Here is a 16,881-nt window from a genome sequence, read left to right on the forward strand (position 1 = left end):
AGGGTTGGTCGGACAGGGGAGTCCGGGGCGGGTCGGGATCAGGTGTGTTCTTCGAGACCGTTGTCGGGGTGCAGGTACAGGCGCCTGTCACCGAGGACGGCCTCACCGGTCGTGCCGTCGCCGACCGGATGGACCAGGAGCACCAGGTCGTGCAGGTGGAAGTTCTTCTCCCACTCCTTCGGGGCCCGGTTGGCCTCCGCCAGGGGCGGTTGCGTGTTCCGGTCGGCTCGCAGGGGGATGGTGCGGGAGATGACCGCGCGCAGGTCCTCCCCGGACATCCGGCCCTCGGAGTCGGCGGCGGGAAGGCGTCGGGTCAGGGCCTCGTCCAGCCACAGATCTCCGTGTGCGTCGCGGTAGCAGCACAGAACCCGCACCGAGTCCGCGCCGAAACGTGTGGCCAGGAAGTGCTCGCCGATCTCGAAGTCGGCCTTGGTGAGCGGGGCCAGGTCTCCGTAGACCTCCCGGCTGGTGGGGATGACCGTGTTGCGCCCGTGGGTGCGCAGGGCCAACTCCTCGCCCATCCGCTTGATGTCCGCGGTGACGTCCTCGATGAGGGTCGGGTCGTCGTAGAGGTCGTCCACCAACTCCTGAATGTCCTCCGGGATTCTCACGTGCGCGCCGGCCCTGCGGGCCAGCAGCGTGTGGGTGCGCATCAGTAGGGAGGGGGTGTAGACGTACTGCCAGGAACGGGGCACATGTCCTCTGCTCTGTTCCTCCTGCGGGACCAGCACCGCCATCCGCGGCTCTGACGCCCAGGTGGGGCGTGTGACGACTCCCAGGTGCTCGTGTCGCCAGCAGCGGCCCGCGCGTTGCAGCAGCAGGCCGACGGGGGCCAGGTCGGTGACGAGCAGGTCCAGGTCGAGGTCCAGGGACTGTTCGACCACCTGGGTGGCCACGATGACGGCCCGTGTGGGGCGGTCGCCGTTCCCGGCGCCCTCCTTGCCCAACCTCCGGGTGAGTTCTGCGGTGATGCGGGTCCTCTGGTCCTGGGGGAAGCGCGCGTGCAGCAGGAACAGCTCCGGAGGGTCCTCCAGAGTGGCGAACCACGAGGCCAGCAGGTTCCGGGTCTGCTGGGCCTCGGCGACGGTGGTGCAGATGACGGCCGCGCACCCGCTTTCGGCGACCAAGGGTGACAACAGGTCGCGCAGGGCCTGTTCCCGGTTGGGGCGCTTGTCCTTGAGTGGTATGGGGACCAGGTCGACCTTCAACGGGTCCCGCTTCGTGGTGCCGAACGGTTCGGGGTTGGCGGTGACCTCGCCGCTGCCGGGATGAACGTGCAACCAGCCGGGGTAGGAGATCTTCTCCACGAACGGCGGCGCGGACCGCTTCACCTTGCCCTTGGAGCCGGTGACGTAGGCCTTCACCAGCGAGTTCGCCACTGAGTGGTGCAGGGTCGCGGACAACAGCACGACCGGGACCCGGTAGACGCCGAGCCAGTGCAGGAGGCGCTCCAGGAGGATCTGCATATAAGGGTCGACCGCGTGCACTTCGTCCACGACCACGACCTTTCCGGCCAGACCGAACATGCGCACGGCGTTGTGCCGGGAGGGCAGGACGGCCATGAGTGCCTGGTCGATGGTGCCGGTCGACCAGGAGGCGAGCAGGCCCCGTTTGGCCTTCATGAGCCAGCTCGTGGGTGCGAGGTCGTCGCTGCGGGTCAGCTCCTGGTCCGTGGGTGCGTACTCGGGGTTCAGCCAGGCCATGGAGTGAAGCAGGGTCAGGGGGGATCCGACCTCGGAACGGTGCTGCGCGTACTTCTTCAACCGGCCGTACATCTGGTCCGCCGTCGCCATGGTCGGCAGGGCGAGGAAACGCCCGTCGTGGCCGGTGGCGTTACCCAGGAGGTCCGCGGCGTGCAGGGCGGCCTCGGTCTTGCCTTCGCCGGGCGGCGCGGTGACCAGCACCAGACCGCCTTCCGCGCACAGGCCGGGGAGGTGGCGGGCGAGCGAGTCCTGGAGCCCGTTGGGGGTGAACTCGGGGAAGGACTCGGCGAACGAGGCGGGGTTGGTGGTGAGGCGGCGCAGACCGGCCTCCTGTACCAGGGCGATGATCCTGGGAGCCGAGGCCTGGAAGTGCGCAAGGAGCGCCGTGCGGCCGCCGTCGGCTGGAGGGGTCCTGAGCTGGTTGAGCAGGAAGTGCTCCTGGCTGACCAGCCAGTCGGCGAGGATGACCAGTCCGCAGATCAGGTGGGCGACCGCGGCCTTGAACCGGGCGGGAGGCTCGGGAAAGCCAGCCGCCTCGTGGACGAGCCGGGTCGAACGTTCGCGCTGTTCCTGCCAGGGGCCGTCCTGGAACCGCGGTGTCGTGTACTCGTCGAGGGGCTCTGGATAGACCCCGTGGTGGCCTCCGAGGAGTTGGGCCACCAGGTGCGCGGTGTACCCGTCCTCGTCGCTGTAGCCGAGGGAGCCGAGCGCGGTGACGAGCCACTGGTGGGTGACGAAGGAGTGGCCGGCTTTGTCCCCGGGATGAGGGTCATCGGGGTAGGCCGACAGGTCGAGGGGGGCCTGTTCCTGGAACTCGCGGACGAGCTTGCCGATGTCGTGGCAGCCGGCCCAGAAAGCGACCAGCGCGCGGGCGTGGTGTTCGTCCGTGCCCAGGCCCGCAGCAATTCGGTGCTGCAACCCGCTGGAGAGCACGATGTCCCACAGGACGAGGGCGGCCGCGGTGGCGTCGAGGGCGTGGAGGACGTAGGGATACCGGTGACCGCGGAGGTGGCGTTCTTTGGCCCAGAGGCAGAGGTCGATGTGGGTCGAGTTCTCGGCAGGATCGGGAAGGTCGGGGGGATCAGCGGTCATCCTGGTGTGCTCCAGCGGTCATGAGAGCATGGTGTGACGTGAAGTTAGCGCCGGGGCAGGACTTTTCGCGGGGTTTTTGAGGGGATGGCCGAGATCGGCCATTTCTGAACTGGCCAGTAGGTCTCGCGGAGATAACGCCCCGCGTTGTTGCAGGTCATTAAGCGTGAGCCCCGCGCACGCGGGGATGGACCGCGGTACGGGGACTTCAGGCGGCGGGCTGTGGAGTGAGCCCCGCGCACGCGGGGATGGACCGAACAGCAGCGCAAACTCACAGCCGAACTCAACGTGAGCCCCGCGCACGCGGGGATGGACCGGACTTCCCCGTCAGCTGGGAAAACACGCCCCAGTGAGCCCCGCGCACGCGGGGATGGACCGAACGCCCCGCCCCTCCCAGATGGGAGAGGCGGGTGAGCCCCGCGCACGCGGGGATGGACCGCCCACGCCGGAACGGCGACGGATGTCCAGCGTCAGTGGACTTGATCCGTCGGCAGGCAGTTGATCTGCTGCGTCAGTCGTTTTGCTCCCCAGGCCGGGCTTGCGCCAGTAGGGTTGCTCCACACTGACAGTGAGCGTTTGAAAGCGGTATGGATGCAGCCTGGGCATGGGGTGCAGGAGACCGGGGCGCCGGTGAGGTTCGAGGTCGTCTTCCTCGCCCCTGACGGCACCAAGGAACGTCTGCCTCTGGAGCAAGCGGCCCGATACCCCTTCGAGCGCGTGCCACCGGTCCGTTCCTTCCCGTCGTTCCGAGGCCAGCGCAACAACACGGGCTGGTGGTGGACCGCGACGACCGGCTCCCACGTGGGGTTCGAGTCATGGCTGGAACGGGACCTGCTGATCGGCTTCGACTTCGACCCGACCGTCACGGGCATCGCCTCCCAGCCCTTTTGGCTGCTGTGGCACGAGGACGGACGAGAACGCCGCCACGCGCCCGACTTCTTTCTCCGCCACGGATGCGGAACCGGTTCGGTCATCGACTGCCGCCCGGCCGACCGGATCGGAGCACGCGATGAGGCGGTGTTCGCCATGGCCGCTCGCGCGTGCTCCTGGTTGGGCTGGCGCTTCGAGGTTCTCCACGCTCCCGACCCTGTGCGCACGGCGAATCTGCGCTGGTTGTCCGGCTACCGGCACCCCCGGTGCGGGCGTGGGGATCTTGCCCGGACCGCTGTAGGGCTCGCCGCCGATCCTGTGCCGGTGTGGGAGCTGGCGGCAACCTTGGGTGATCCGCTGGGCACCCTGCCTGTCGTGTTCCACCTGCTCTGGCACACAGAGCTGGAGACGAACCTGTCCGTGCCGTTGACGGAGAACTCGCTGGTCGCAGCCCGAAATGTGGTAGCTAGCACGGCACACGGCGCCCAGGGCTCAGTACGGGCGGCCCCGGAAGGAGGCGGCCATGGCAGGGCGCGTCCTGCGGCCGGGTGACCGGATTCTTTTCGATGACGCGGAGTGGACCGTGACGGCGGTGGGTGAGGCGGTGCGTCTGGTCGATGGGACGGGTACCTCGCAGGTGGTCCTGTTGTCGTATCTGCTGTCGTCTACGGGCTTTGAGCTGCTCTCAGGCGCGCCGACCCCGGTGGCGCCCCGGTTGGAGCCGGCCGGGTTGCTGGAGGCCTTGCCCACCGCGGTGGTCGAGGAGGCCCGGGCATGGGAGCGGCACGTCCTGGAGGTCCAGACGGGCCTGCTACCCGGGGCCCAGCAGCCGCGTGCGGGCTTCGACCCCCAGAGCACAACGCTGGAGCAGCGCGAGGAGGCCAAGGCCGCCGAGCTCACGGCCGCGGGCAGGCGGACGAGCGCGGTCACGGTCAAACGGCGCCGACTGCGCTACCGCACCCAGGGGCTGTGGGGTCTGGTCGACCACCGGCACACCCGGCCCTCCAGCCCCTATGGGCGGGTGGACGAACGTGTCGTACAAGCCGCCCGCGAAGCGATCGCCGCGCAGGCCGTGCAGTCGACGGGGACGAAGTCACGGCTACGACGCCAGGTCCAGGAGGCGGTGATCGCCCGGTTCGGCGAGGGGGCGGTTCCGCTGCCGTCTGCGCGCACGTTCGATCGGCTGGTCGATGCGCTCTCCACCGGGCAGCACATCTTCGGGTCGGCGACCACGCGGCGCTCCCTGGCCCAGCGCCCGGAAGGGGCCTTCACCCGCACGGTGGCGAACCGGCCGGGCGAGCTGGTGCAGATCGACACGACCCCGTTGGACGTGCTGGCGGTGTTCGATGGCGGTGTGACCGGGCGGGTGGAGCTGACCATCGCCTTGGACGTGGCCACCCGCACGATCTGCGCGGCCATCGTGCGCCCGCGGGCCACCAAGGCGGTGGACGCTTCCCTGCTCCTGGCGCGGATGCTGGTCCCCGAGCCGATGCGTCCGGGCTGGTCGCAGGCACTGTCGATGGCCCATTCCCGTATCCCCCACCCCCGGCTGCTGGAGCTGGACGCGCGCTTGGAGCAGGCGGCGGCCCGGCCGGTCATCGCCCCGGAGGCGGTAGTGATCGACCGCGGCCGGGTGTTCATCTCCGAGACGTTCGTGCGGGCGTGCGACCGATTGGGGATCTCGGTGCTGCCCGCCCATCCGCGCACCCCGACCGACAAGGCGATCGTGGAGCGCACCTTCGGATCCATCAACACCCTGTTCTGCCAACACGTAGCCGGGTACACCGGCCCCTCGACCACCCACCGGGGCCAGGATGTGCAGGCGCGCACCGCATGGACGGTGGAGCAGATGCAGGAGCTGTTCGACGAGTGGGTGCTGGCCGGATGGCAGGTTCGCCCGCACGAGGGACTGCGCGATCCCCACCTGCCCGCCACGGTCCTGTCCCCCAACGAGATGTACGCGGCCCTGATCACCGCAGCCGGGTACGTTCCGATCCCGCTGGTGGGCGAGGACTACCTGGAGCTGCTGCCCGTGCAGTGGCGGCGGATCAACGCCGACGGCATCCACCTGGACCACCGCACCTACGACTGCTCCGACCTCAACCCCCTGCGCCGCCAGGACTCCGGTATCACGGCCAAGGACGGCCGCTGGGCCGTGCACTACGACCCCTACGACCTGTCCCGGGTTTGGGTCCGCGACACCCGCGCGGGCGGCTGGATCACCGTCCCCTGGACCTTGCACCACCTGGCCCGCCAGCCCTTCGCCGACTTCACCTGGCGCGCGGCCCGGCAGATCGTGGCCCAACGCGGCGGCGACGACACCGACCAGGCGGCCATCGCCGCCGCGCTGGAGCGACTCCTGACCCGCGCCGGCGAAGGCCCCGCCCGCCAGCGCCGCACCGCGGCCCGGACCCACTCGGCCCCCTCCCACCTGCCGCACACTGCCGCGCCCGAGCCGTCGGAGTCTGGCCCCGATGAGGAGCAGGAACTCGCTCAGATCATCCCGTTCGGAGTGTTCGACCCCACCGCGGAGGAGCCCTACCGGTGAGCACGGTTTCCGACCCGGCCCGCGAGATGGCCGGGTCGTTGACGGTCAAGTCGAACTGGGCGCGGTTCGTCGCCGACACCCCGACCCCTCCCGACCTGCTGCCCCCACAGCAGTGGCGGCAGCTCTCCGAGGCGGCCAGAGAGGACTACGACGAGCTGCGGCTGCGCCATCACGCACGCCTGGTCACGGTCGCCACGCCCCTGGTCAACGAGATCAGCCGCCTGGGGCGGCGCCTGGTCCTGCTCAACCGCGACCAGTTCTCGGCCCGCCGCGGACTGGTCGTCTCCGGCCAGGCCGGCACCGGCAAGTCTACCGCGATCACCCAGTTGGGCAAGCACCACGAGATCCGCTCACGGCGACGGCGGGGGGCCGTGCAGGGCCCCTACCTGCCCGTGGTCTACATCACCGTCCCGCCGGCGGCGACGCCCAAGACCCTCGCCGGGGAGCTGGCCCGATTCGTGGGCCTGCCCATCAAGAACCGGGCCAGCCAGGTCGACATCACCAACAGCCTGTGCGACGTGCTCGACCGGCTGGGCACCGACCTGGTCCTGGTGGACGAGATCCACAACATCTCCCTGGAGACCCGCGCGGGCGCTGACGCCTCCGACCAGCTCAAGTACCTGGCCGAGCGGATCTCGGCGACCTTCGTCTACGCCGGGATCGACGTCGAGGCCAAGGGGTTGTTCTCCGGGACCCGCGGGCGCCAGATCGCCGGGCGCTTCGCGAGCATCGAGACACGTCCCTTCGCCAACGGCACCACCATCCAACGCCAGGAGTGGGGTGCGCTGGTGGCCACGCTCGAACAAGCGCTGTGCCTGCACCGCCTCCCGGAGGGAAGACTCCTGCGCCACGCTGACTACCTGCATCAACGCAGCGGCGGGATGATCGGCAGTCTCGCGCACCTGATCCGCGAGGCCGCGGTCGAAGCGATCCTGGACGGCACCGAGACCATCACCAAGGCCTCACTGGGGCGGGTGCGGCTGGACCACGCCGCCGAACACCAAGAGCACACCCGGCCTGCCCTGCGAGGAACCTCCGCCCGTGCGGAGAGCCGACCGTGAGGGCCATGTGGGAGGTCCCTGCGACGGTGACCTACCCCTTCACCACACCCCCGGTCGCCGCCGAGACCACCTCCTCCTACATCGGCCGGCTGGCCGAGATGAACGGCATGGACAAGTACCTGGCCCTGACCCACATCGCCCTGTGCGGCACGTATGAATCCATCCGTACCAACGGGTGGCACCACTACGACTTCGCACTCAACCCCCTGGCCGCCCAGCGTCTGGCCGCGGTCAGCGGCTACCTGCTCGACACGCTCCATCGGACTCTGTCGTTTCGGGATCTGTGGGTGCACTCCAAGCATCGCCGGGACGTGCCCATCGCGCAGGGCCACCTCCTGAAGAGGGCGCTGACCCCTCCCTGGAATGTGGTGGCCGCCTGCCCGAGGTGTTCCGCGGCCCGCGGGCTCACCACACGCCCGCAGATCGTCCTCGCACCGGGGCGGCTGGTGTGTTCGCGCCATGGGTTCTGGCTGGCGGACCAACCTCAAGACCGTCCGCTCAAGCTGGATGAGTATCCCGCTCTGAAGGCGGCGGCGCACCGATTCCTGCGCCTAAGGCGCAAGGACGCCGAGCGTGCGGACAAGGCGGCTTTCGCCGCTTACCGACTCTGGGAGCAGTACCGCTACGGGGCGCATCCGCACCGCTCGGACGTCGTCCAACGAATCTGGCAGCGGCGCGAGAACGCCTGGGGCTGGGTGGTGCGGGATCCATCCCTCACGCTTCGCTTTCCCGAGATCGTGGCGCTGACCGAGATGATCTGTTCCCAGTACTGGGTGCAGGCGACCAGCCGACCGTTCACCACGCGCACGACCCACCGTCCACGACCGGATCAGCGTGACTTCCTTCTCGAAGTCGGGCGGCGGATCGGCCATCCCCGACCGGACGTCTTCTCCACCAACGCCAGCTCCGTTTCTTCCTGGCTGAGACGAGTCGGGTCCGGGCCGGTCGGCGAAAAAAAACAGGTAGATTGGCGGACTCTGGTCATGGCCGCGCCGGGATAGATGGTCCGCTACTGGTCAAGAACTTCCCTCGAATCAATTCCACTGATGCCGGAAATCGGGGTGCCTCTGCCCCTGTGTGTGCAGTTGCAACACGAATGGGAATCCCCGTCAGCTGCTTCGGTTGGAGCTGAGGCAAATGCGATCAATGTTCAATTGATCACGCGAGTGGTCCTCATTCGACGCCAATGGAATTTCCCTACGGGCGGGCAATCGAATATTTCCAAAGTACGTCTGCGGATCGTGCGCGTGAGACCGTTCACGGCCGCGTGGGGCCGGTACGGCCCAGGCAGGTGCAGTGTTGGCAGGCTGCGGTATTCGCCCTGGGGCTCGGTCGGTGATCGGAGACCGTGCCGTTCTATCTACCGGCCTGGTCAGGGAAAGGGACATCGCGGCTTCCGGGAGTCAACCGTGGTAGGGCTGGGGCAGGTGGGCCAGCGATGCTTCGGTGGCGGCGCCGGTGCTCAGGGTCTGGAGCATGGGTCTGTGTTGGATGTGGTGTTCGGCGGCCAGAGCCGTGTGAGTGTAGGAGCCTGCGGCTTCGTTCGGGCGGCGGCCGGTGTGCTCCCATCCGGTGACGGGAGCACACCGGCACCCTCGGCTCACCCCTGGCACGGGTATCCCGTTCCGGGACACCCGGCCCTGGCGCTCACCGCTGGTTGGCGTTGCGGCTGATCCTGTCCAGGGAGGCCTCGACGTCCACCTTGTTCCGGGGCTGGTTGTAGGGCAGCTTGGTCAGGGCCATGCCCATGGCGCAGGTGTTGGTGATCGCGGCGAAGGTCAGTCCGGCGCCGATGAATCCGGCGATCCACACCGCGGGCGGCCACCAGATGCTCGCGATCACCGACAACAGGACGATGCTTCCGGCGACCAGGCGTACCTGTCGCTCCAGAGCCCAGCGCTCGGGGCCTGTGATCACTGGTGCGCCGGCGGTGGTCCAGGCGTTCATGCCGCCTGTCATCACCGCGGTGTCCTCCAGTCCGGCCCTGGTGAGCTTGCCCTGGCACTGTTCGGCGCGGTTGCCGGACTGGCAGATGAGCACCATCTGCCCTCCGGCGTCCTGGGTGATGCGCTCCAGGTGGCGGTCCACCTGTCCCAGGGGCAGGTTGATCGCTCCGTCGATGTGCGAGCTCTCATACTCAGCGGGTGTACGCACATCCACGAGCAGAGTGTCGGGGTTGGTCTCGATCAGAGCACGGACAGCGGCGGCATCGATGGCCTTCGGCGGCATGGGTGACTCCTCGTGGGTCTGGTGGGTGCGGGGGTGCCAGCCTGCTGCCGGGCTGGCACCCCCAGGGAAACCCTGTGGACAGGGCCTTGCGGGAGGGGGGAAGGAACCCTTCAGGTTAAGCGGAGGCGAGCTGGTAGGCGTTGTAGCCGCCGACCAGGTCGGACACCTCCTGGAAGCCGCGGGCGCGCAGGTAGCTCGCCGCGACACTGGAACGGTAACCACCGGCGCAGTGCACGACCACGGGACGGTCGGTGGCCAGTTCCTCCATCCGCTCGGGCAGGTTGGCCAGCGGGATGTGCACCGCTCCCTTGATGGCGCCGCCTTCGCGTTCGGCGCTGCCCCGTACGTCCACCACGACCGGGGCCGCCCGGTCGTCCCGCAGGGCGTTGTTCAGCTCGCCGACGCTGACGCGCGGGGCCCGGACGGTCTCCTGGGGAACCTGGGCCATGGCCGACTCGGGCCGGGGCAGGAAGCCGGCGATGTCGTCCAGTCCCACCCGGGCCAGACGGGTGACCGTCTCACGTTCCCTGCCGGGGTCGGTGACGACCAGGATCGAGCTGCCGGGTTCGACCATCATTCCGGCGGTCTCGGCGAAGCGGCCCTCGGTGCCGATGTTGAGGGCGCCGCGCAGGTGTCCGGCGCTGAAGGCCTGCTGGTCACGGGCGTCGACCACGACCGCGCCCTGGGCGCGCAGGACCATGAACGTGTCCAGTTCCAGCGGCCGGACCAGGGCGTCGATGTCGACGGGGTCGCGCTGTTGCCTGTTACGGGCCGCGTCGTAGGAGAAGTAGTTCGGGATGGCCTCCTGGCCCTCACGGACCAGTTCGACGAAGGCCTCCTCGCTCATCGGCTGGCACGCGTAGTTGTCGCGGCGCTGCTCACCGATGGTGGACTGCGTCTCGGTCGAGATGTTCTTGCCGCAGGCCGACCCCGCACCGTGGCCCGGGAAGAGGCGGGTGGGGTCGGGCAGGGCCATGAGCTTGTTGTGCACCGAGTCGTAGAGCATCGGGGCGAGCTTGTCCGGGGTGTGCCCGAAGGAGGCGGCCAGGTCGGGGCGGCCCACGTCACCGATGAAGAGCGCGTCGCCGGTCAGGACACCGTAGGGGACCGTGTGGTCGGGCTTTTCGTAGACGAGCACACTGATGGACTCCGGGGTGTGGCCGGGGGTGTGCATGATCTCCAGGGTGACCTCGCCCAGGCTGATGCGTTCTCCCTCGGCCAGACGGCGGATGGGGAACTGGGTCTCGGCCGTGTCGCCGTAGCCGATCCAGGCGCCGGTGCGCTCGGCGATCTCGAAGTGCCCGGAGATGAAGTCGGCGTGCAGGTGGGTGTTGATGACCCCCTCGACCGTCAGGCCCCGGTCGCGCACGTCGTCGAGGTACTCGTCGACGTCGATGCGCGGGTCGATGATCACGGCCTTGCCGGTGCTCTCGTCGGCGACCAGGTAGGAGGCCTGGGAGAGGCAGTCGAGGTAGTACTGGGTGAAGATCACGGTTCGCTCCTTGTCTAGGACACCCCCGGGGGTACCCAGAGAGTCTAGATACCCCGGCGTGTACGGCGAAAACAGAGTCCCCTGCGCCCCGGAATCGGGGCGGGGAGCCTTTCGAGTGGGTCATTCGAGTGTGCGGGAAGGTTTTCCCAGCTGCGCGGCCATCGAGCCGTCATCGTCCAGTTGACTCTGCGCCTGCAGGACCCAGGCCACAGCCTTAACGCTCACGTGAGGCCGACGTTTCCACTCGTCATCGCCTCGCTCCGCCACAACATACCCCCCGGCGTACCTATTCCCGACCGTGGGCTCGCTCGGCACGTGCAGGGGCGCTATCCCTCCAGATGTTCCTTCTGCCCGCACGGTTCACCGGGGACAGGCCCGGGCCAACGAGTGGAGGATGCCACGCGGGGAGTGCTCCGGCCGCGCCAGGCCCGCTTGCTTCGTTGGCAGGAGGCTGGTGTTTGCGTCCTTGGCCGCCGGGTAGCGGTCTCCGCGCTTGATGTGGATCGGAGAGGGAGAGGGCGCACCCAGGAGTCCCGTGTTTTCGGGCCGATACACCGGTCGCGAATGTGGGACGGCGTTACCGCCACAGGCCGGGGTGCGCGTTCTTACGTCCGCAGGTCCTCCGAGGCGAGGATCGATCGGCCTGGTAGCACCGGGACCTTGGCCCTCACCGGACTGGCTGCCCGCCACGGAAGCCGCCGCTATGACCGGCGCGACAACAATCCTGGAACGAGACGGACCAGCTGAGGAAGGAATGAGCCGTGGACTATGCCCGTACGATCACCCTGGACGTGCCCTATCAGGAAGCCGTGCCAAGGGTGAAGGAGGCCTTCAAGGCCCAGGGGTTCGGCACGTTGACCGAGATCGACGTGCAGGCGACGTTGAAGGAGAAGCTGGACCTGGAGATGGAGCCCTACACGATCCTGGGCGCCTGCAACCCCGATCTCGCGCACCGGGCCCTGGAGGTCGATCGGGAGATCGGGCTGCTGCTGCCCTGCAACGTGGTAGTGCGCGCTCAGGAGCGCGGCACTCTCGTCCAAGCGTTGGACCCGCAGGTGATGGTACGTGTGCCCGAACGCGATGAACTGCGACCCATCGCCGAGGAGGCCGATGTCCGCATCCAGGCCGCTCTGGACTCGTTGAAGCCCTGACCGCCCTGACGTTCGAGGCCGTGGCGCGGACCCTGGGGCCCGGTCGTGTACTCCGGGAGCATGCGACCGTCGTGGGTCCGCGGCCCTGGTCTGGGCCCTGCCGCGATTGCCCCACCTTCTTCGTGCCCGGTGTGTGCCTGGGCCGCATCACATCGTCGGGCCGCCGCCTGCACCAGTGGACCCGGGCCGAAGGCCGGTTCCACGGCAGGGAACACATACGGGAGGGGGTACGTTGGAAGCGGTGAAAGGCGGTGGAACATGGACGTGTCCCCGGAGTTGGTGGGCGATGCCCTCACCCGACTGCGCCGTGCCCAGGGTCAGCTGATCGGTGTGATCTCGATGATCGAGGAGGGCGAGGACTGCGCGGCGGTGCTCACCCAACTCGCGGCGGTCTCCCGTGCGCTGGACCGGGCGGGCTTCAAGATCGTGGCCAGCGGGATGCGGCACTGCCAGGCCGCACGCGAGCGGGGAGAGGAACCACCGATGACCGAACAGGAGCTGGAGAAGCTCTTCCTGTCTTTGGCCTGATCGGAACGCGCGGCAAGTCGGCTTGCCGCGCATACGTTTACCTGCCTTATACCCCCCCGGGTGTACTACAGAAAGCATTGGCAAGTCACTCAAAGTATGGATACGCGTGGGAAGCAAGGAGAGTGATCACGATGACTGCCGGAATCGACGTCCAGGTGATCGAGACGTCCTCACTGGGCGACCGCAGCTACCTGGCCACCGACGGCGAGGTGGCGCTGGTGGTCGACCCCCAGCGCGACATCGACCGCATCATGGCACTGGCAGGACGCCTGGGAGTGCGCATCACCCACGTGCTGGAGACCCACGTCCACAACGACTACGTCTCCGGTGGGCTGGAACTGTCCCGGCTGACCGGCGCGACCTACGCGATGGCGGCCGCCGACGAGGTCCCTTTCCAGCGGATGCCGCTGGCCGACGGCGACCTGGTGGAGGTCTCCCCGCGTATGCGGGTGCGGGCCATCGCCACCCCCGGACACACCTTCCACCACCTCTCCTACGCGCTGGAAGGCCCCCAGGGAGCCGAAGGGGTGTTCACCGGCGGTTCGCTGCTGTTCGGCACCACCGGGCGCACCGACCTGCTGGGCCACGAGCACGCCGAAACGCTGGCCCGCCACCAGCACGCCTCCGCGCACAAACTCGCCGACCTGCTGCCCGAAGGGGCACAGGTATGGCCCACCCACGGTTTTGGCAGCTTCTGCTCGGCCACCCAGGCCGAAGGGGACGCCTCCACCGTGGGACGGGAGAAGGAGCTCAACCCGGCGCTGCGCCTGGCCGCCGAGGAGTTCGTCACCCAGACCCTGTCGGGTCTGGACGCCTACCCCGCCTACTACGCCCACATGGGGGTGACCAACCTCGCCGGACCCGAACCGGTGGACCTGCGCGCCCCCACCACCGCGGACCCGCTACAGCTGCGCCGGCGCCTGGAGGCGGGCGAGTGGGTCGTGGACCTGCGCAACCGCAAGGCCTATGTGAGGGCGCACCTGGCCGGCACCGTCAGCCTGGCCCTGGACGGGCCGATGGCCACCTGGCTGGGCTGGATGATCGACTGGGGAGCCCCTCTCACCCTGCTCGGTGAGACCACCGAACAGGTCGCGCAGGCCCAGCGCGAGCTGGTACGCATCGGCATCGACCGCGTCGCCGCCGCGGCCACCGGCACGCCCGAGGAGCTCGCCGCCGAACCCGACCAGGTCCACACCATGGCCACCGCCGACTTCGCCGCACTGTCCGCAGCGCTGGAGGGGCAAGCCCCCGACGGCCTGCCCGCGCCCGAGGTCGTGCTGGATGTGCGGATGGGCAACGAGTGGAACACCTCCCATATCGTCGGCGCCGTGCACCTCCCGCTGCCCGAGCTGCCCCACCGCCTCGACGAGGTTCCCGAGGGAGCGGTGTGGGTCCACTGCGGCAGCGGCTACCGCGCCACCGCCGCGGCCTCGCTGCTGGCCCGCGCCGGCCGCCACGTGGTGGTCATCGACGACGCCTTCGACACCGCGGCCGACAAGGGCGTCCCCCTCACCACTCCCGCATAACCGTCCGGCTTTTCCAAGGACACAGAACCGTTCGGGCGTTCACCGGCAACCGGTCCGCGTGAACGCCCGGCGGCGCCGCGCACCAGCAGCGACCACGCCCAGACACGCGCTCTGCCACCGGGACGCCGCCGCGCGCACCCGCCTCCCGACCCGTACGAACACCAACACGCACTGTCGGCGACGCGTTCCGCGTGCCTGAACCGTGACGCCCATCCGACGCGAAGGACTTCCCACCATGACCATGGCGATACTGTTCGGCCTGATCATCGGGCTACTGCTCGGCCTGCTCGGAGCGGGCGGATCCATCCTCGCCGTGCCAGCGCTGGTCTTCGGTGTGGGGATGGGGTTGCACGAGGCCATCCCCGCCTCCCTCGTCGTGGTCGGCGCCTCCGCCCTGGCCGGCCTGATTCCACGACTGCGCCAGCAGGTGATTCGCTGGCCCGTCGCCCTGGTCTTCGGCGCCGCAGGGTTGCCCGCCGCCTTCGCCGGAACCGCGGTCGGCCGACTCTTGCCCGAGCGCTGGCTCATGCTCGGTTTCGCCGTGCTCATGGTCGTCGTCGCCGTGCGCATGCTCCGCAGCCAAACCGAGCAGGGGGGTGCGTGTCGCACCCGAGCAGGCGGGATCAACTGGCGCAGTTGTCTGCCCAAGGCGCTCGCGGCCGGTGCGGCCGTGGGGTTCCTCACCGGGCTGTTCGGTGTCGGCGGTGGATTCGTCATCGTTCCCGCCCTCGCCTTGCTGCTGGGGTTGACCACCACCGAGGCCGTCGCCACCTCCCTGGTCATCGTCGCCATCAACGCGGCCTCGGGCCTGGCCGCTCACGCCGGAGCCGCAGCCGACCTGGACTACACCGTCATCGCGGTCTTCGCCGCCGCGGCCATGGCCGCCTCCCTTGCCGCCGGCCGCATCGCGAACAAGATCCCAGCGAAGCCGCTGCGCAGGGGGTTCGCCGGAGTGGTGCTGACGGTGGCCGCCGCAGTGGCCGGGACGGCGCTGCTGGCTCCCCATCTGCTCACAGCCTGACCGGGGCGTCCCGCGCCTCCGGCGGCCTCTCAGGAGCGGTCTGCCGGGGCGTCCCGGGACGCGTGTCCGCGCAGGAGCCGGTTCGCTCCCGGTTCCACGGCCCAGCGCGTGCAGCGCCGGAACCAGGAAGACGACAACAGCGTTACCAGGGCCAACGCCATGAGGACGGTCGCGACCAGCCCTCCGGTGCCGTCGACGGCGTCGTACCAGGGCGAGGCCTTGAGCAGGATGAGCACGACCGAGTGCCACAGAAACACGTACATCGTGTGGCGGCCCGCCGCGGTGAACCGTGTGCGACGCCTCGGGACCAGCGCCAGGAACGCCGCCGACATGAGCAGGGCCAGTCCCATGAAGCCCAGGCGGACGCCGATGCCCAGGATCAGGGGGTCGATGTCGCGGTCGGTCAGGCTGTCGGTCCACAACAGCCACTCCCGGCTCAGCCGCTCGGAGATCGGGACGGCCAGGAGGGCGGTCGCGGCCAGGAACACCAGTGAGGCGACGCGCACCCACGTGCGTCCCAGGTACGCGAAGTGCTCCCGCCGCAGGAACAGGCCCAGGACGAAGAAGGGGAGGAAGCTGAGCACCCTGCCCAGGGAGAGCGTCGTCCCCAGCTGCGCCGTTGCGGCGAACACCGAGATCGCCGTGGCGACGAGCACAGGATGCCGGAGCCGCTTCCACACCGGTACGCTCAACCGCCACAGGAAGAACGCGACCAGGAACCACAGGGTCCAGGTCGGTCGCAGCGGTGAGAGCGACTCGGCCAGGCCGCCGCGCTCGATCGCGTAGATCCCCTGATGGATGGTCCAGAAGACCAGATAGGGCACGGCGGCGGTCAGGACCAGCTTCTCGACGCGCCCGGGCGAACCGTCGAAGGACCGCGCCAGGTACCCGCTGATGAGGATGAACGCGGGCATGTGGAAGAAGTAGATCCAGTAGTACAGGGTCTGGGCGGTCCCCTGGTCGCGCAGCGGTTCGACGGCGTGCCCCACCACGACCAGTGCGATGAGCAGGAACTTGGCGTTGTCCAGGTGGGCGTCGCGCTCTCGGGGGCCGACGTCCCGCCGTGCGCCGCCGTCCGCCCTCGTCGGACCCGTGTGCTCCGCGAGGCCCACCGACGGGGCCGGGGCGCCCCGGAGGTCCGTGGCGCGGACCGGCGGTTCCGGGGAGGCGTCGGCGGCACCACCCGACACGCTTCTTCTATAAGGCATAGAATTTTTACTACCACAGATAGAAACCGACCCCTCTCCGTGGGCGACGGGAGTCCGCGTCCAGGGCTGGCGTCGGGGGTCGGGTGCGCCCGCGCGGGCCCATCCCGTGGCCGGATGCTATTTCTATGCTTGATAGAATTTAAACTATCGACCATAGAAACCGCCGACGGAAACCACAGTGTGCGAGGTCCCCGACCATGTCCGAGCGACAACCCCGACGGAACGCCGCCCCGGCCCTTCTGCTCGCAGGGGCGGCCTGTGCGCTGTTGCTGCTCGCGGCCCTCTTCGTGAACGCAGAGGAACCCGGCGCCGCGGGCTCCCCGGGCGGGACCGCCGCCGACACGGTCAGCGATGAGATGCGGGCCGCCGGAGAGGAGATCGCCCGCAGGGACCCGGCCGACCCGCACGCGATGGGACCCGTCGACGCCCCGGTGGTGATGGTCGCCTACTCCGAC

The 16,881-nt window shown here is 69.1% G+C and carries 12 protein-coding genes, 1 pseudogene and 1 CRISPR repeat array; of the genes and pseudogenes, 9 read left to right on the forward strand and 4 right to left on the reverse strand.

Annotated features, from left to right (window positions below; translation table 11 throughout):
- Positions 1–38: 38 nt before the first annotated feature.
- Positions 39–2,795: a CRISPR-associated helicase/endonuclease Cas3 gene (locus HGB44_RS24910; RefSeq protein WP_061081842.1), complete on the reverse strand. Its 2,757-nt coding sequence runs from the start codon at positions 2,793–2,795 to the stop codon at positions 39–41.
- A 163-nt stretch (positions 2,796–2,958) separates the two neighbouring features.
- A CRISPR array of direct repeats spans positions 2,959–3,231; the repeat unit is 29 nt; unit sequence GTGAGCCCCGCGCACGCGGGGATGGACCG.
- Between the two features lie 191 nt (positions 3,232–3,422).
- Between HGB44_RS24910 and HGB44_RS24915 the strand changes: the two genes are divergently transcribed.
- Genes HGB44_RS24915 through HGB44_RS24930 form a run of 4 tightly spaced genes read left to right on the forward strand, consistent with a single transcriptional unit; the run spans position 3,423 to position 8,272 of the window.
- The gene (locus HGB44_RS24915) at positions 3,423–4,214 is read left to right on the forward strand and encodes a TnsA-like heteromeric transposase endonuclease subunit (RefSeq protein WP_231972526.1); all 792 of its coding nucleotides are present in this window, start codon (positions 3,423–3,425) and stop codon (positions 4,212–4,214) included.
- The gene (locus tag HGB44_RS24920; RefSeq protein ID WP_061081841.1) at positions 4,186–6,210 is read left to right on the forward strand and encodes a Mu transposase C-terminal domain-containing protein; all 2,025 of its coding nucleotides are present in this window, start codon (positions 4,186–4,188) and stop codon (positions 6,208–6,210) included. The genes HGB44_RS24915 and HGB44_RS24920 overlap by 29 nt, the downstream gene beginning before the upstream one ends.
- Positions 6,207–7,271 carry an ATP-binding protein gene (locus HGB44_RS24925; protein ID WP_082768477.1) on the forward strand — a complete coding sequence of 355 codons (1,065 nt, stop codon included), beginning with the start codon at positions 6,207–6,209 and terminating at the stop codon, positions 7,269–7,271. Before HGB44_RS24920 ends, HGB44_RS24925 begins: the two co-directional genes overlap by 4 nt.
- Positions 7,272–7,297: 26 nt before the next feature.
- Positions 7,298–8,272 carry a TniQ family protein gene (locus tag HGB44_RS24930; protein WP_168444135.1) on the forward strand — a complete coding sequence of 325 codons (975 nt, stop codon included), beginning with the start codon at positions 7,298–7,300 and terminating at the stop codon, positions 8,270–8,272.
- Between the two features lie 646 nt (positions 8,273–8,918).
- Here HGB44_RS24930 and HGB44_RS24935 read toward each other — a convergent pair.
- Together HGB44_RS24935 and HGB44_RS24940 are read right to left on the reverse strand one after the other, a co-directional pair.
- The gene (locus HGB44_RS24935; RefSeq protein ID WP_061081839.1) at positions 8,919–9,500 is read right to left on the reverse strand and encodes a rhodanese-like domain-containing protein; all 582 of its coding nucleotides are present in this window, start codon (positions 9,498–9,500) and stop codon (positions 8,919–8,921) included.
- A gap of 115 nt (positions 9,501–9,615) precedes the next feature.
- The gene (locus HGB44_RS24940; RefSeq protein WP_061081838.1) at positions 9,616–10,992 is read right to left on the reverse strand and encodes an MBL fold metallo-hydrolase; all 1,377 of its coding nucleotides are present in this window, start codon (positions 10,990–10,992) and stop codon (positions 9,616–9,618) included.
- An 809-nt stretch (positions 10,993–11,801) separates the two neighbouring features.
- Here HGB44_RS24940 and HGB44_RS24945 point away from each other — a divergent pair.
- The 4 genes from HGB44_RS24945 (at position 11,802) to HGB44_RS24960 (ending at position 15,218) form a co-directional block, all read left to right on the forward strand.
- Positions 11,802–12,143: a DUF302 domain-containing protein gene (locus tag HGB44_RS24945; protein WP_231972525.1), complete on the forward strand. Its 342-nt coding sequence runs from the start codon at positions 11,802–11,804 to the stop codon at positions 12,141–12,143.
- A 258-nt stretch (positions 12,144–12,401) separates the two neighbouring features.
- The gene (locus HGB44_RS24950) at positions 12,402–12,671 is read left to right on the forward strand and encodes a metal-sensitive transcriptional regulator (RefSeq protein ID WP_061081836.1); all 270 of its coding nucleotides are present in this window, start codon (positions 12,402–12,404) and stop codon (positions 12,669–12,671) included.
- Between the two features lie 131 nt (positions 12,672–12,802).
- The gene (locus HGB44_RS24955) at positions 12,803–14,197 is read left to right on the forward strand and encodes an MBL fold metallo-hydrolase (protein WP_061081835.1); all 1,395 of its coding nucleotides are present in this window, start codon (positions 12,803–12,805) and stop codon (positions 14,195–14,197) included.
- Positions 14,198–14,432: 235 nt separating this feature from the next.
- On the forward strand, positions 14,433–15,218 hold the full coding sequence (locus HGB44_RS24960; protein ID WP_061081834.1) for a sulfite exporter TauE/SafE family protein: 786 nt from the start codon (positions 14,433–14,435) through the stop codon (positions 15,216–15,218).
- A gap of 29 nt (positions 15,219–15,247) precedes the next feature.
- On the opposite strand, the gene HGB44_RS24965 is transcribed toward HGB44_RS24960, so the two are convergent.
- Positions 15,248–16,408: an acyltransferase family protein gene (locus HGB44_RS24965; protein WP_231972524.1), complete on the reverse strand. Its 1,161-nt coding sequence runs from the start codon at positions 16,406–16,408 to the stop codon at positions 15,248–15,250.
- A gap of 215 nt (positions 16,409–16,623) precedes the next feature.
- Here HGB44_RS24965 and HGB44_RS24970 point away from each other — a divergent pair.
- Positions 16,624–16,881: pseudogene (locus tag HGB44_RS24970) on the forward strand (DsbA family protein); the annotation flags it as partial.

Source organism: Nocardiopsis alborubida (assembly GCF_012396365.1).
GTDB lineage: Bacteria > Actinomycetota > Actinomycetes > Streptosporangiales > Streptosporangiaceae > Nocardiopsis > Nocardiopsis alborubida.

Excerpts from the sequence above, each read along its gene's own strand:
- HGB44_RS24955 (WP_061081835.1), top strand. The coding sequence starts at position 12,803 with ATGACTGCCGGAATCGACGTCCAGGTGATCGAGACGTCCTCACTGGGC.
- HGB44_RS24910 (WP_061081842.1), bottom strand. The coding sequence starts at position 2,795 with ATGACCGCTGATCCCCCCGACCTTCCCGATCCTGCCGAGAACTCGACC.
- HGB44_RS24935 (WP_061081839.1), bottom strand. The coding sequence starts at position 9,500 with ATGCCGCCGAAGGCCATCGATGCCGCCGCTGTCCGTGCTCTGATCGAG.
- HGB44_RS24950 (WP_061081836.1), top strand. The coding sequence starts at position 12,402 with ATGGACGTGTCCCCGGAGTTGGTGGGCGATGCCCTCACCCGACTGCGC.
- HGB44_RS24920 (WP_061081841.1), top strand. The coding sequence starts at position 4,186 with ATGGCAGGGCGCGTCCTGCGGCCGGGTGACCGGATTCTTTTCGATGAC.
- HGB44_RS24960 (WP_061081834.1), top strand. The coding sequence starts at position 14,433 with ATGACCATGGCGATACTGTTCGGCCTGATCATCGGGCTACTGCTCGGC.